15 protein-coding genes and 5 pseudogenes are annotated in these 13,615 nt (G+C 45.3%); 13 read left to right on the top strand and 7 right to left on the bottom strand.

All coding sequences use genetic code 11. From position 1 onward, the window contains the following. Position 1: 1 nt before the first annotated feature. The 4 genes and pseudogenes from JCM11217_RS13035 to JCM11217_RS02525 all read right to left on the bottom strand — a co-directional run bounded on the left by JCM11217_RS13035 (position 2) and on the right by JCM11217_RS02525 (position 3,614). Positions 2-990 (bottom strand): annotated as a pseudogene (locus JCM11217_RS13035) (iron ABC transporter permease). 84 nt (positions 991-1,074) lie between these two features. Then, positions 1,075-2,076: an ABC transporter substrate-binding protein gene (locus JCM11217_RS02530; RefSeq protein ID WP_243678113.1), complete on the bottom strand. Its 1,002-nt coding sequence runs from the start codon at positions 2,074-2,076 to the stop codon at positions 1,075-1,077. A 75-nt stretch (positions 2,077-2,151) separates the two neighbouring features. Continuing rightward, positions 2,152-2,364, bottom strand: coding sequence for a hypothetical protein (locus JCM11217_RS13030; protein ID WP_243678112.1), 213 nt, complete (start codon positions 2,362-2,364; stop codon positions 2,152-2,154). A 16-nt stretch (positions 2,365-2,380) separates the two neighbouring features. Next, positions 2,381-3,614, bottom strand: a pseudogene (locus JCM11217_RS02525) (gamma-glutamyltransferase family protein). 347 nt (positions 3,615-3,961) lie between these two features. On the opposite strand from JCM11217_RS02525, the gene JCM11217_RS02520 reads away from it, so the two are divergent. From JCM11217_RS02520 to JCM11217_RS13020, 4 genes and pseudogenes are all read left to right on the top strand, one after another. After that, on the top strand, positions 3,962-4,750 hold the full coding sequence (locus JCM11217_RS02520) for a hypothetical protein (protein WP_243678111.1): 789 nt from the start codon (positions 3,962-3,964) through the stop codon (positions 4,748-4,750). A 39-nt stretch (positions 4,751-4,789) separates the two neighbouring features. Next, a complete protein-coding gene (locus JCM11217_RS13025; protein ID WP_243678110.1) occupies positions 4,790-4,906 on the top strand; it encodes an NAD(P)-binding protein in 117 nt (38 codons plus the stop codon). A 38-nt stretch (positions 4,907-4,944) separates the two neighbouring features. After that, a pseudogene (locus tag JCM11217_RS02515) lies at positions 4,945-5,939 on the top strand (FAD-dependent oxidoreductase). After that, the gene (locus tag JCM11217_RS13020) at positions 5,867-6,118 is read left to right on the top strand and encodes a hypothetical protein (RefSeq protein ID WP_243678109.1); all 252 of its coding nucleotides are present in this window, start codon (positions 5,867-5,869) and stop codon (positions 6,116-6,118) included. The pseudogene JCM11217_RS02515 and the gene JCM11217_RS13020 overlap by 73 nt, the downstream one beginning before the upstream one ends. A gap of 160 nt (positions 6,119-6,278) precedes the next feature. On the opposite strand, the gene JCM11217_RS13015 is transcribed toward JCM11217_RS13020, so the two are convergent. From JCM11217_RS13015 to JCM11217_RS02495, 3 genes and pseudogenes are all read right to left on the bottom strand, one after another. Beyond that, entirely contained in the window at positions 6,279-6,614 is a 336-nt protein-coding gene (locus tag JCM11217_RS13015; RefSeq protein ID WP_243678108.1) for a hypothetical protein, read from the bottom strand. Between the two features lie 203 nt (positions 6,615-6,817). Next, a pseudogene (hflX, locus tag JCM11217_RS02505) lies at positions 6,818-7,860 on the bottom strand (GTPase HflX). Positions 7,861-7,917: 57 nt separating this feature from the next. Further along, positions 7,918-8,460 carry a multiprotein bridging factor aMBF1 gene (locus tag JCM11217_RS02495; RefSeq protein WP_054842073.1) on the bottom strand — a complete coding sequence of 181 codons (543 nt, stop codon included), beginning with the start codon at positions 8,458-8,460 and terminating at the stop codon, positions 7,918-7,920. Positions 8,461-8,543: 83 nt separating this feature from the next. On the opposite strand from JCM11217_RS02495, the gene rpl18a reads away from it, so the two are divergent. From rpl18a to JCM11217_RS02455, 9 genes and pseudogenes are all read left to right on the top strand, one after another. Next, positions 8,544-8,792, top strand: a complete 249-nt coding sequence (rpl18a, locus tag JCM11217_RS02490) for a 50S ribosomal protein L18Ae (protein WP_054841954.1) — start codon at positions 8,544-8,546, stop codon at positions 8,790-8,792. An 8-nt stretch (positions 8,793-8,800) separates the two neighbouring features. Continuing rightward, on the top strand, positions 8,801-9,064 hold the full coding sequence (locus tag JCM11217_RS13010; protein ID WP_243678107.1) for a hypothetical protein: 264 nt from the start codon (positions 8,801-8,803) through the stop codon (positions 9,062-9,064). Continuing rightward, positions 9,061-9,267: a hypothetical protein gene (locus JCM11217_RS13005; RefSeq protein WP_243678106.1), complete on the top strand. Its 207-nt coding sequence runs from the start codon at positions 9,061-9,063 to the stop codon at positions 9,265-9,267. Before JCM11217_RS13010 ends, JCM11217_RS13005 begins: the two co-directional genes overlap by 4 nt. Positions 9,268-9,278: 11 nt before the next feature. Continuing rightward, the gene (gene ftsY, locus JCM11217_RS02480) at positions 9,279-10,208 is read left to right on the top strand and encodes a signal recognition particle-docking protein FtsY (RefSeq protein WP_054841953.1); all 930 of its coding nucleotides are present in this window, start codon (positions 9,279-9,281) and stop codon (positions 10,206-10,208) included. A gap of 48 nt (positions 10,209-10,256) precedes the next feature. Further along, a complete protein-coding gene (locus JCM11217_RS02475; protein WP_054841952.1) occupies positions 10,257-10,562 on the top strand; it encodes a hypothetical protein in 306 nt (101 codons plus the stop codon). A gap of 63 nt (positions 10,563-10,625) precedes the next feature. After that, positions 10,626-11,063 carry a transcription elongation factor Spt5 gene (locus JCM11217_RS02470; protein WP_243678105.1) on the top strand — a complete coding sequence of 146 codons (438 nt, stop codon included), beginning with the start codon at positions 10,626-10,628 and terminating at the stop codon, positions 11,061-11,063. Between the two features lie 86 nt (positions 11,064-11,149). Then, positions 11,150-11,668, top strand: coding sequence for a hypothetical protein (locus JCM11217_RS02465; protein WP_054841951.1), 519 nt, complete (start codon positions 11,150-11,152; stop codon positions 11,666-11,668). 79 nt (positions 11,669-11,747) lie between these two features. After that, a complete protein-coding gene (locus JCM11217_RS02460; RefSeq protein ID WP_054841950.1) occupies positions 11,748-12,410 on the top strand; it encodes a 50S ribosomal protein L1 in 663 nt (220 codons plus the stop codon). A gap of 134 nt (positions 12,411-12,544) precedes the next feature. Continuing rightward, positions 12,545-13,605 (top strand): annotated as a pseudogene (locus tag JCM11217_RS02455) (50S ribosomal protein L10). Positions 13,606-13,615: the final 10 nt, after the last annotated feature.

Genomic DNA, 13,615 nt, shown 5'->3' with positions numbered 1-13,615 from the left:
CCTAAGCAATATTAATAATACTGGGACACCAAAGAGACTCGTTATTGCCGTTATAGGCATAACAACCCCCGGGAACCAACACCTTACTAACAACATTTGCATAGAGCATTATTGTGGAGCCCGAAATAACCGATAATGGTATGACCCTTGAATTATCTGAGCTCGATATTAATAATCGAGTTATGTGAGGGGGGGTCATGAGACCCACGAAACCTATAATACCCGTGAAAGATACCGATACCGCAGTCACTAACCCAACTAAGGTAATTAGTATGTTTCGAAATGCCCTAGGACTTACACCACCGGCTTGAGCCACCTCGTCACCCATCATTAGCAAATTAATCTCATGACCACTCATGACCATGTACACTAGGATTGGCAAACTCACGCTAAGCATAACAACATCATCACTCCAATTAACACCACTTACCGTGCCGAATAATAAGTAAATAATTGCTGGCAGTGTTGGAATTATAGTTAGTAAGTACGTGTCTAGTATCATTACAATTGATGAGAATAGTATTGAAACGGCAATACCCGCCAGGATGAGGGATAACCAATATCCCCCCCTACCGAAGATAATCACAATAGCTGTGGCGAGTAGGCGCCTAGGAATGATAGTATTGGCATGAGTATAATTGGTGAGAGAAGGGAGACCTTGAATACCGCGTATGCTAATAAGCCTAGCAACGCTCCGAGCAATGCCCCAGATGCCGTACCGGTCACGTAAGGCTCCGCAAGTGGGTTTCTAAACACGGCCTGCATGACCGCGCCAGCAACTGCCAGGTTACTACCAACTATTAAGCACGCAAGTACCTCAGGCAGTCTAATATCCATTATTATAACCTTGTAAGTATTCGTTGGGTCAAATAATGCCTTTAATGGAATAGTAACTTCACCAATAATTAGGTTCAGAATTATACCTACTAATAACAATGGAGTAAAGATCCAAAGGAATTTAATGGTGGAGCCCTTTACCGTCGTAATCACCCACCACTTAATGTAATGTTTAGGTTAGGCTTAACGTACTGATTAACCCACTGGGCACTTATATAATGTGGTATTGCCGTTGAATTAAGGCCGAATGCGCTTGGGTGAAGTATCATGGCGAGTAATAAAGCCCCCATAAACAGAGAGTGGTCCAGGCTCCTCAATGAGGCTCTCCGCGAAATTACCAAGTACGTATACGTGGCCCTCCCTAACGGCATTCGTACTATTTATCCCAGGTATTGAGAGTATTGCCTGGAGGGTTGCCGTGTAATTGCCCATGAAGTCATCGGCGATTATATAGTCAGGGTTAACCGTGAGTAATTGGCTTGGACTTACCGTGGGGGGGTACATGCCGTTGAATGGATCATAACCACCGGCTAGATTAATGTAGTAACCAACGAATGAGGAATTACCCGCGACGTATATTGGGTTATACCACGATATGTAGGCTACGGTCACCCTGGGCTCATTCGAGACCTTACTTACTACGTAGTTAATGACGGCATTCATGTGACTTATTACCTCCTCACCCCCCCTACCTGGAACACCAAGCGCCTTAGCCATTAGCATTATGTCGCTTTCTATGCCTGTCACGTTCGTATTGCTCGTACCACCTATGAATATCACGGTAATGTTAGCCGCACCTAACGTACCAACACTCTGCGCAAGCTGCGGCTGGAAACCAGCATCTGCGCAAAGCAGTGATGGGTGCGCGGTTATTATTGGCTCTATTGGTGGTGATCCATATATCGAGCTAATAATAGTGGCGTTACTCGGCACTGTGACGTTTAGGTATTTAAGTAATTGCTCGGAGTAAATGTCAATTAGAATAACCCTATCGCCAAAGCCCAATGCATATATTATTTGTGTGCAGTCAGGGCTTACAGTACCTATAGTACTTGGTTGTGAGTATATCGTGATGTTACGGCCCAGGTAGTCAACCACCGTTATTGGATAATTAACGCCAGCGCTATGCATACCCTGCCTTAATGTATGGGCTTGAGTTACGTAGTATAGGGCTATGATTATCACGGCGATTACTACGGCTATTCCCACAACTAACGCTTTCGAGATACCTCTCGACATACGGTGATAGGATAGATATCCTATTTATAAGCATTTCCCTACACGCACATACATTCGTGGTCACTAAACATGAGGCTATTGACCGAGGGCCAGACCATCTCCGCGTATGTCGGCGTAGAGTAGTTTCTTACCATTATTGAGAAATGCGGCTATGCTCGCCACGCCTGTTCGCCCAGGGTACTTAATTACTTGGTGGGGGGGCTCTGTTAAGCCCGTTACTTCGTAACCCTCCTCAATGATTAATGACTTTCTATCCCACAGGAACCTGGGCGCGTCTATTGCCTCCACAGGGCTTAATCCATAATCAACAATGTTCGTTATAAATAAAGTGTGCTGCTGCGGCCTGAAGTGGGCCCCCAGAGGTTCCAAGCGCATACTTTGGTTCTCCATCCTTAGTGATTATTACAGTACTTAATGTGTGAAGCGGTCTCTTCCTTGGCATTAATGCGTTAGGACCATCCATTGAGAAATCCGAGGCCCTATCATTGAGTGTAATCCCATACTTAGGCTCGGTAACTAATGAGCCAAAGTGCTGGTATAAGCTTTGGATGGCACTTACAATATTACCCTCCCTATCCACGACCACGAAGTATGTGGTATCGCCAGAGCCACTCAATTGCTTACTAACCCTAGACATGTACGTGGATACCAGGAATTCTGGATCAAGGAGTTTGTTGATTGGTACGTCAACGAACCTTGGATCACCGACGTACGAGTCCCTAAGCTCATAGGCAATCCTATAAATGCCCAGGTAGGTCTCAATCCTACTACGTGACCACGCATTAACATTAACATTCAACTTCTCCAGGAGTTTTAATATCATCAATGTGGTTATGCCCTGGGTATTGGGTGGTGACTCATAGATCGTTAATCCCTTATAATCAATGCTCAGTGGATCACGCCACTCAGGTTCATACTCGGTTAAATCACTCATTTCCATAACACCGCCAATAGACTGCACGTAATTCACGAGAGCCTCACCGACCTCCCCTCTGTAAAGTATGTCGGGTCCATGCTCCATTATTAATTCGAAGGTCCTAATCAACGGCTCAATCCTAATCACATCCCAGGGCCTGGCATCTATTGGGTAAACTGACTTGAAGTCATTATTATTAACAATGTCACCCTTAAGTGATTCTATGGCCTTAACGAAGCTTGGACTTGCTGGAAAACCCCCTCCTCGCGGTCTCAACGATAGGTCTTACTAAGGATCTCCACTCATCGGTTCCAAATCGCCTCCACATCGCATGAAGCCCTGCCAATAATCCAGGAACCACAGGCGATAGCGGACCCCTTATTGGTACCGCATTCAACCCCCTTTGCATTAATAACTCCCTACTCAGTCTCCGCGGTGCCCACCCACTCGCATTTAGGAAGTAAACCCTCCCCTCCCTGGCGATGTAAATCATTGCGAAGAAGTCACCACCAAGGCCGCCCAGGTGCGGTTGCGTAAGGGCCAGCGCAAGTGATGTTGTTATTGCAGCATCAACGGCATTACCACCTAGGCTAAGAACATCAAGACCCAACCTACTGGCCACGGGGGGGTGTTCCGAGGCGACGCCACCCAATTCTGTGATCCAAGGAGCTTAACACCACCGACTATTGGCAAGGGCACGTGGTAGATGCATTACCTGGAAATTTTATAGTATTGCGCAGAAGGATAGTCAATGCACTAAAAAGAATCATTTAAATTACGGATAATAAAATTAATACTGCCTCAGTGATAATTAACATGCTGACTAACTTATCATGGAACTATGTTGGAAAGCTTCATAATGATCTCCTAAGCAACTTAAAATCCATAAATACATTGGTATTCTTACTTAATAGACAACGCATTAAATTAAAAATTGCGTTATCCTCCCTCGACCTAATACTAAATTTATTGGGTTCCGTTAATCCTGACTTCATGCCTCATGGTGAGGAGTACGCCTTAATCACTAAAGATACCATGGAATCGCTCATGAAGGATTATGACGTTAATAGGTACGTAACTATAGAGAGTATGAGAGAGCATGGCCGTACATACATAGTAACTATTAAGGCGAGCCCGTCGCTGCTCATTAAGTTAATGATCACGTGCAATAACGATTGTGAGTATTACGTTGATAATGGGGGGGTAAGCATTGCAAGGAGTAATGCGGATACGTACTTTCGATTAATACTAAAGGCGTCAACGATAATGAGTAGGGTATTTGAGACTGACATGCCAAGGATATTACTTACTCATAACCCGACTATTTATGGGAAAATAATACTCATTAATAGGAACGAGGCAATCGCATTGTCAATCTGGGACCTACTTAGATTAAATGACGTTCTCTCCAAGGGAGACCTTACGTTAAACGATATAAGCAATGTGGTTGACACCTTCGTTCACGAATTCCTCCATTACATACTTGATAGGAAGTACCTCGTTTCATCAACGTTTATAAAGATGATGAAGAGAATACCAAGCGTTATCGATGATGGTGTTATTCATGAATTAATAGCGTGGACATTAACATCCCACGTGAGCAGATACGTGGCTGAGTGCATTAAGTATGGAAGAGCGAGTAAGTTAGGTGGTACTGAATTAGCGATTCAATACCCCCCCATCAGAAGGAGACATGCATTGACCGCTAGGAAGATAATTAATGAGTTATTAATGAGGTTCAATGGCGATTGCAGTTAATGGAAAAACTAATTAAGTCGTAGTAGTCCTGAAGGTTATATGGGAAAACGTGTTGTAATAGTCGGCGGTGGCGCCGCTGGCGCGTCAGCAGCTGCTAGGGCTAGGAGGTTAGACCCGGAGGCTGAGATTGTAATGCTTGATAAGGCCTATTCATAAGCCATGCACCCTGTGGAATACCATATTACATAGGTGGCGTGGTTAAGGAGGCTCAGGACCTAGCGATATATACCCCCCCAGAGGAGTTTGCTAAGGAGAGAAGAATAACCGTTAAAATAAATGCTGAGGTATTTGATGTGGACACTAAGAACCAGGTCGTGTATGCCAAGGAGGGTAATGAAACGGTTAAGTATCAATGGGACGTGCTCATAATAGCCACTGGGGGGGCAAAACCAATAACACTCCCTGTGGAGGGCCACGACCTAAATGGCATATTGACGCTTAGACTCCCGCATGAGGCACCTAAATTGAGGGAGGAGGTCGAGAAGGCGAGTACCGTTGCCGTGGTTGGTGGTGGCTACATAGGCCTTGAGGTTGCCGAGGCGCTTAGGAACCTCGGTAAGAGGGTACTCCTATTTGAAATGATGCCTCACGTATTACCAACGACGTTTGATGAAGACATGGCTAAGCTAATACATGATGAGCTCATTAAGAATGGCGTTGAGCTACACCTTAATGAGAAGGTTGTTGGCTTTAAGGGCGTTAATGGCCACGTGAGTAAAGTCATTACCGAGAAGGGTGAGTATGACGTTGATAAGGTGGTCATGGGCGTTGGCGTTAAGCCGACGTGGATCTAGCGGTAAAGGCTGGTGCAAGGCTCGGCGAGACTGGGGGGGCTGTCTGGGTTAATGAGTATATGGAGACCTCAGTACCTAACGTTTACGCCGCAGGTGATGTTGCTGAAACCTGGAGCTTAATTACTGGGAAGAGGATGTATGTTGCCCTGGCGCCGCCGGCTAATAAGATGGGGGGGCAGGTTGCCGGTGCTAATGCCGTTAAGGGTAGGTTCCTGAAGTTCCCAGGTGTGTTGGGTACGGCTGTGACTAAGGTATTCAACCTCTATGTGGCTAGGACTGGGCTCACGGAAAAGCAGGCGAGGGAGGAGGGGGGTTTAAGCCTGTGTCTGCTACAATTAGGGCCAGGACCACGGCCCATTACTACCCAGGTGGTGTACAGGTCAACATTAAGATGATAATGGATGAACCAAGCAATAGGGTCCTCGGAGTCCAGGTAATTGGGCCAGATAAGATAGTTGCTGGTTATATAGACATTGCAGCGGCATTGATAGGTAAGGGGGGGCAACAATCGATGACTTCTTCTTCGCAGACCTATCATACTCACCGCCAACAGCCCCCATCTGGCATCCACTAATTACAGCAGCCAGGGTGCTATCTAAGGGTAAGTATTAACAAGCCTCATTAATGCACAAACACATAAAAATCATTACTCCTTCTCCTCCCTACGCAAATTCTTAATTACAGTGGTTAGGAGTGTTATTTCCGAGGGTACATCCACCTGCACTAATTCTGTATCATCTTGGGCACTTAAAGTCATACTCATAGGCCTCATCGAGTGTGTAGCCCCTGAAGCATGTTGGGCATATGTATAGTGTTGTTGAACCTAGCGTATTTATCCTGTGCATGAGCTTGGAAGCAACATTATTTATATGCTGTATTAGGAATTTTCTAATGAATTCCTTATTAATAAACCACTTATACTCATACCTATACTGATCCGTGGACTCACGAACAAGGCCTACAAGGCCCGCCCTATGCATTACGTGGAGTATTCTCCTAATCTCCGTCGCGCTTATGCCTAGGATTAGGGCTAGGGTTTCATCTGGTATGGCCTCATTCCTCTCGCTCAATGTCTTTAGTATCTTAACGCTAACTCACCCATCTCCTCATTATCATACTCAAAGGCTATCCTCCTCCTCGCGTACTCAAGGAATAATGACGTCTCTAGGTCCTCGACCATCAATGAATGACTAATCTATTGGGTTAAAATTCTTACTATTATCATGCTTCTTACCGATCATTAACGGCTCCAACCTACTCCTTACCGCATTCCTTAAATCATCGATTCCCACCCCGTCTTTGCGGATATCAATACATAATTACCAAACTCACCCTCCACAAGGCCTATCTTATCGCTAATATCAATACCATCCGTTAAATCAACCTTATTAAGAACGGGCAGAATCTTAGTCTTAGAAATCCCTAAATCATTGAATATCTTTATGGAGCTCATGAATTTCCTGGAGAATTCCTGATAATCATCGCTTACATCCATCATGAAGAGCACGAGGTCTGCATTAAGGACCTCCGCAATCGTTGCATAGAACGACTCGATGAGCAATGGCGGTAAGTCATCAATAAACCCTATAGTATCCGTCAATATTGCGTTTAATCCATTGAAATTCACAAGCCTTGAGTACGTATCCAGCGTTGCGAAGGGCTTACCATCAACGTACTTACTCTCCCTAGCCAATCTATTGAAAAGCGTCGTCTTACCAGCCGATGTATAGCCAGTGAGCGCAACCTGTGGTAATCCGTAATCCCTCCTCCTAATCACGAGCATCTCCCTCCTCTTCCTAATAGCGTTTAACTCCCTCCTTATATGGGCGATTCTCCTCATCATGTACCTGTAATAAGCCTCTATTGCGTACTCACCACCGCCATAGAAGCCTATCTGCTCGCCAATCTTGGCAAGCCTAATGAACTCCCTAACCCTTGGAATCTCGAGCCTGAGTCTCGTCAACTCAATCTGAAGCTTAGCCTCCTTACTACCAGCTCTCTTCTCGAAAATCTCAAGAATAAGCAGTATCCTATCCATAACCCTAACCCTCAACCTGCGCTCAAGGTTAACATACTGTATTGGATTTAATTGATGATACGTAATAACCACGTCAGGCCCAAGGGACTTAACGAGCGACTCAACTCACCCAACTTACCAATGCCTAGGTAATAACGCGTATCGGGTTTTCTCCTCTGTACGACTATGTCCAGAACCTCATAACCACCAGCCTCACTCAGTAACTGGAATTCCCTAATCCTATTCTCTCCAATATCATCTGCAATGAGCAATAAGGCCCTAGCCCTACTATTACTCACTACGTATCCTCTAACTCACTCGTTATTTAAAACTATTGCCATAAATACTAAGCAACATCACTTACCCCTGTTCCTCTCACGGAGAGTAACCACATCGCCTAAAGTTAGCGACTTACTAACGGGCTTCTGAGCCTCCGCACCGACGTCCTCCGACTCCCTCAATAGGCTAATTCCAAGCGCCTTCTCAAGCTTCCTGGCAAGCTCAACATCAGGTATTAACTGGCCATCCTCAATCCTCCTCAATATACTCTCCTTAACGCCGATTACCTTAGCCAACACATCCCTACTCATGCCAAGGCTCTCCCTAGCCTCCCTAATTAATTCGGCGTAGTTCTCAACAACCTCATACCTATCAACGTTAACCCTAGGCCTACTAACCCTATACGTAATCCCCCCCCTCCTAGATTCATACCTAGTGACGGTTATTGGCTGCTGCGTTGCTTGAACCTGCGAAGGACCCTTAATCACCCTGACCCCCCCCTTAACGTTTGTGTATTTACGGGCGCACTTTTGGCATAGCGTTAGTACTGCGCCATCAATCTCCACGATGACGGGCTCGCCCTCAATCGGTGCACCGCAGACATCGCATGTAAGGACCATACTAATCACCTGACTAGTAATGGCAATTCTCCTTTAAAAACATATTGGGAAAAGATTAAATATTTCATACATAGACGCATCACGTGTCGGTTAGGATTTACAGAGTAACTGGGCGCATGAGGATTGGAATGCGGTGGCAGAGGTTTTCCCTGGAGTTGCCAGCTACGAAACCCAGCGAAGCAGTGGAAATAGCATATAGTGAGTTAGGGAGTAGGCATAAGCTGAAGAGGAGTATGATTAAGATTGAGGAGGTTAGGGAGGTAGGTAAGGACGAGGTTAAACGCACCGAAGTATTACAGCTACTCTCCATGGAGTCACTGGTTAAGTGGTGATGCCATTAATGGCTCAGCAACCACAGAGGATAGTAATAACGAGGGAGGACATTGAGAGACTAATCGAGGAGAGGAACTCCCTAGCAGCACTACTTGATGTTGTTAGGCAGAACCTAGCATTAGTGACGCAGTCAATAAATGAGTTAAGGAGCGCCAAGGACATGCTGACACTATTAAGTAAGGGCGCGGTTCAGGACACATACGCTGGGGGGGTTGGTGGGGGGGAGTCTTTATCAAAGCCTCGCCGGCGCAGGGCGAGAAAGTCCTTGTGAGTGTTGGTGCGAACTTCGTAATTGAGATGGACGTGTCATACGCAATAAATTACATTGATGAGAGAATTAAGGAATTTGAGGACTTAAGATCAAAACTGGATGCTCAATCAGCGGATATAGCTAAGAGGATAACAGACATCGATAACTTCCTCCTATACATAAGCGCAGCCATTAGGCAGCAACAGCAACAACCCGGACAATAAGGTGTTACTTAATGTTTGATAAGTTAAAGAACGCCTTTAAGTCATTTACCAACACAATAGTTAATTCAATAACAACAACCGAGTTAAGTGAGGATAAGCTTAACGAGATACGCGATGAGCTATTCATGCAGCTCGTTGAGTCAGACGTAGCTGTTGACGTAGCTGATGCAATATGTAATGCAATGGTTAATTATCTTAGGGGTCTTAAGGTGCCTAGGTTTGGTGATAAGGAGTCGATAATTAGGAATGGAATTATTGATGTAATGAATAAGCTATTTAGTGATATACCTGATGTGGACTTCATGAACGAGGTCATAGGAATTCTTCAGACGAAGAAGCCCGTGGTTCTCCTATTCCTTGGTCCTAATGGTTATGGAAAAACCACGACAATAGCCAAAATAACGCATCAATTAATGAAGAGGGGGGGTTATACCGCCGTCTGGGCGGCAGCGGACACCTATAGGGCAGGGGGGGCCATTGAGCAATTGGAGGGTCACGCCGCTAAGCTTGGTGTTAAGGTTATAAAGCATGGATATGGTTCGGACCCGGCCGCCGTTGCTTATGACGCAATAAACCACGCGAAGGTTAGGGGGGGCATTGATTACGTAATGATTGATACCGCAGGTAGGATGCACACCGACATTAACCTAATGAATGAATTAAGTAAGATACAGAGGGTTAGTAGGCCGGACTTATCGATATTCATAGCCGACGCATTACTCGGCAATGAGGCGCTGGATATCGCTAAGTACTATAGTAAGTACGTGAGGATTGATGGATTAGTTGTGACAAAGGTTGATGCATACCCAAAGGGCGGTGCCATACTGACCTTCCTATACGAATTAAAGAGGCCCATTTACTTCCTTGGGGGGGTTGGGCAGGGATACGACGACTTAAGACCATTTAATAAGGCGGAGTTCTTTAGGCAGTTAATCCTGTGACGAATGGTTAGAAAATTTTATAATCACTAATTAGCCATAATCCGTGCAATGAGTAATGAGGGCTTAGGTAAGAAGATAATGAATTGGTTAAGCACACTCGCATGGATATTTAAGGTAGCCAAGAAACCCACCAGAAGTAACTACATGATAATCCTTAAGTTGGGTTCATTAATAGTCGCGATACTCGGTGTTTACTCATTTTTATTTAGCGTGGCCCAGCAATACCTAACGAGCAGCGCCAACTTCAGCCTACCATATCCGCTTAACCTAATTGTTGTACTTACAATAGTCATAATACTGGCTGTAATGCTCATACTGGTTTTACTTAGTACGAGAGGCCTTGGTCGCAGATAAGGCCTAAGGACAATCCGCAATATTAGGCAAGTTTTATTAACTCACTATGTTAGGAGGAAGGCAATGAGCAATACTGAGCAGGCAATGAGTTGTAGGGTTTATGCCCTCAGGGCTGTGGGTAATCAGGAGTACAATGTTGCCTTCATGCTCAAGGCCAGGGCTGAGCATAAGGGTCTTGATAAGGTTAAGATCACCGCCATAGTAGTGCTACCGGCACTTAAGGGGGGGTTTGTGTTTGTAGAGGGTTCAATGCCTTATGAGATCCAGGATCTAGCCACAGGTATTAAGCATTATAGGGGGGTCATGGTTAGGGGTGTCATGAGTGTTGATGAGATAGTGAATAGCCTGGCAAAGCCCGTGGAGATTAATGTTGGTGATGTGGTTGAGATAATCGTCGAACCATTTAAGGGTTATAGGGGGGGTAAGGTCGTGGATATCGATAGGCAGAGGGGGGGCAGGTTTACCTGGAGTTACTTGATTCATCCAGTACAATGCCTATAATCGTGAATATTAAGGGTGTTAGGAAAATTGAAAGTAAGCAATAATAGCAAAAACGTTAAATACCTACATTAGGCGGGTCCTACGATATGGCAAAGAGAGTTGTTAAGATAACAGTCGCGCCAGGTAAGGCGGGTGGACCCGCGGTTCAGCAATTAAGTCAGTATGGCGTCGATGTCGGTAAGGTCACCGAGGAGATCAATAAAAAGACGAAGATACTGGCTAATTACGGCATTAACAACGTATTCGTAGAGATAGAGATTGATGAGGACACGAAGAACTTTGACGTAAAGCCTGAACTACCACCAATCGCTGATCTAATAATGAAGGCTCTTGGTAAGGACACAGGTAGTCATCAGGCGGTTAAGGAGTTGATTGGTGACATAAGCATTGAGAAACTCGCCGAGATAGCCTACATAAAGTGGGAGGAACTAAGGAGTAGGAACTTCAAGAATGCCCTTAAGCAGGTAATAAGTGCCTGCAGGAGTATTGGTGTCACAATCAACGGTAAGGACCCGAAGCAAGTACTAAAGGAATTGGATTCAGGCTCTTATAATAATGTGATAACTAAGTACGAAGAGCTGTTGAAGCAGGAGGGCAGGTTATAAACTAAATAAGAGAATTAATCAAAACACAGCATTAGTGGGAAAAATGCTTTAATAAGGGGTTTCTCCACAATACGCGATTATGAGCCTAAACCTTGACGCAATAATTAAGGCAGTCACGGAGGCAAAGGCAAAGGCGAAGAGGAGGAGGTTTAAGCAAACATACGAGTTAATAGTTAGGTTTAAGGACTTTGACGTTAAGAATCAAGCTAATAGATTCAACATAACCATTGCATTACCACATCCATTACAGGGTAAGGAGCCAAAGGTCTGCGTGATGGCTACGGGCGCCATGGTTCTCGCGGCTAAGGAGGCCAAGGCGGATGCGATACTAACTAGGGAAGATATTGAGAAGTTGTCCGGTAATAAGAAGGAGATTAGGAAGCTGGCTAATTCCTATGATTACTTTGTCGCCACGCCGGACCTGATGGTGCTCATTGGTAGGGTAATGGGTCAAATACTGGGTCCTAGGAACAAGATGCCCGAGGTTATTCAGCCAAATGCTGACGTTAAGGCCGTGATTGATAGGCTAAAGAGAAGCGTCAGGGTTAGGGTTAAGGACCAACCACAGGTCATGTGTAAGGTAGGCACTGAAGATATGGATCCAAGGCAGGTTGCTGAGAATATAGCGACGGTGCTCGACGAAATACTTAAGAGGGTTAGACCTGAGCAATTAGGGGGGGACGTGAGCGTGAAGTTAACAATGGGCCCGCCCATAACGTTCTCACCATTGGTATCTAAATAATGAATTAAGGCGGTTATACTTAATCACATTCATAACGCTTAATATTTTCATACTCACGTTATTAATCAGTAACGTAGCCTACCCATTGGGAAGAAAAATTAATTAAGTGCATTATTTGGGCGGTTCTTGTTGGTATGGCTTCGCAACCAGTGTTTAAGCGTACATACGTTAGGACGAAGCCCTATCCGGAGAAGAAGGTTAGGATTGTTAATGAGTTGAAGGAATTATTTAGTAAGTATGAGACTGTATTCATTATAGATATTCACGAGACATCCAACAGGGTTCTTCAGGAGTATAGGTTCTGGCTCAGGAGGAGGGGGGGTGCCTGGGTTATTAAGGCGAAGAACACCCTTGTGTTAATAGCGCTTAGGCAGTTAATGGGTAGTGTCGGTGAGGATATTGAGAAGCTATTCACCGGCGAGAACCTCCTCATATTCTCGAATGAGAACCCATTCGAGTTAGCCAGGTGGATTTGGAGTACAGGAGTTAGGAGGGAGGCGATGCCCGGCGATGTAGCGCCATTTGACCTAGTGGCACCCGCTGGTAATACTAACATGAGCCCAGGCCCAATAATGAGTAAGTTCGGTAAGTTGAAGATACCAATCAAGGTCCAGGATGGTAAGATATGGATTGTTAAGGATACGGTGGTTGTTAAGAAGGGTGATAAGATTAATGAGGATGCCGCTGAGATCCTGAAGAAATTGAACATAAAGCCCATATTCGAGACTCTCAAAATAAAGGCAGTAATACTGAAGGTAAGTACGTGATAGCCGTTGATAACCTGAAGTTGGATGTTGGTACGTATAGATCAATGGTTGAGGATGCCGTTAGGTACGCATTCAACCTGGCGGTTAACACGGCATATCCAACACCTGAGGTCCTCAGGGTGTCCATTGCCAAGGCCCACATGGAGGCCTTGAACTTAGCCGTTAACGCCAGATATGTAACTCCGGAGACCGCCCAGTACATATTGGCTAGGGCCGTGGTGGAGGCTAATGCACTCGCCTCAGTAATAGCGCCGAAAGCCCCTGAGCTTGGGCTTCAAGTCTCCCAACAGCCACAGCAGGTGAAGGCTGAGGCTAAGGCTGAGGAGAAGAAGGCCGAGGAAAAGAGGGAGGAGACCACGGAGGAGAAGAAGGAGGGCCCAAGCGAGGAGGAGATCGCAGCAGGTTTCTCCAGCCTCTTTGGTTCGTAAAAATATAGCG

The organism is Vulcanisaeta distributa JCM 11217, from assembly GCF_001316005.1.
In the GTDB taxonomy this organism is placed as follows: domain Archaea; phylum Thermoproteota; class Thermoprotei; order Thermoproteales; family Thermocladiaceae; genus Vulcanisaeta; species Vulcanisaeta distributa_B.
This window is presented reverse-complemented; position numbering and strand designations above follow the sequence as displayed.